At 65.4% G+C, this 711-nt stretch carries 1 protein-coding gene; it reads left to right on the top strand.

The features are described from left to right. Nucleotides 1-12: 12 nt before the first annotated feature. On the top strand, nucleotides 13-711 hold a 699-nt coding region (locus tag M977_RS23865), incomplete at its 3' end, for an Ig-like domain-containing protein (RefSeq protein ID WP_209438628.1).

The raw sequence follows: 711 nt of genomic DNA, 5'->3' as shown, positions 1-711 counted from the left end.
ACGGTGAGCGGTGTGACCGGGACCACGGTGAGTGCGGTGACGGAAAATAACGGTGTCTACACCGCGACCCTGACAGGCAGCAGCCCGGGTAGCGCGACGGTGACGGCGAACGCGAACGGCACGGCGGAAAACACCGGCACCGTGACCCTGACTCGTACCGCCGCCCAGAACCTGGCGGGGGCCACGGCGGGTACCGCAACTGCTCCGGCGTCGGTCCCGGCTGACGGCACCAGTACGACCACCACCACCGTACCGATCACCGGTGCGGACGGTCAGCCCCTGAAAGACACCGCCGTCACCGTGAAGGTGAACGGCACCGACCAGACGGTGACCACCGACAGCAACGGCAAGGCCACGCTGACCCTGCCGGCATCCACCACCCCGGGTGATAAATCCATTCCGGTGGTGTTTAACGGCAGCAGCCAGAACGTGCCTGTGACCTATACCCCGACCCAGGCCCAGCTGGCCGCGTCCGTGGATGCGTCTAAATCGGCCTTCACCACCAGTCCGGCCAGCATTCCGGCGGATAACAGCACCACCACGACCCTGAGCTTCACGCCGAAGGACAGCAGCGGCAATCCGGTGAAAGGCCTGAACAACGTGACCTTTGCGGTGAGCGGTGTGACCGGGACCACGGTGAGTGCGGTGACGGAAAATAACGGTGTCTACACCGCGACCCTGAAAGGCAGCAGCGCGGGTTCCGCGACGGTC

This window comes from Buttiauxella gaviniae ATCC 51604 (genome assembly GCF_001654835.1).
GTDB classification, from domain to species: Bacteria; Pseudomonadota; Gammaproteobacteria; order Enterobacterales; family Enterobacteriaceae; genus Buttiauxella; species Buttiauxella gaviniae.
Note: the sequence above shows the minus strand (reverse complement) of the source record. Positions and strands in the feature narration are given on the sequence as shown.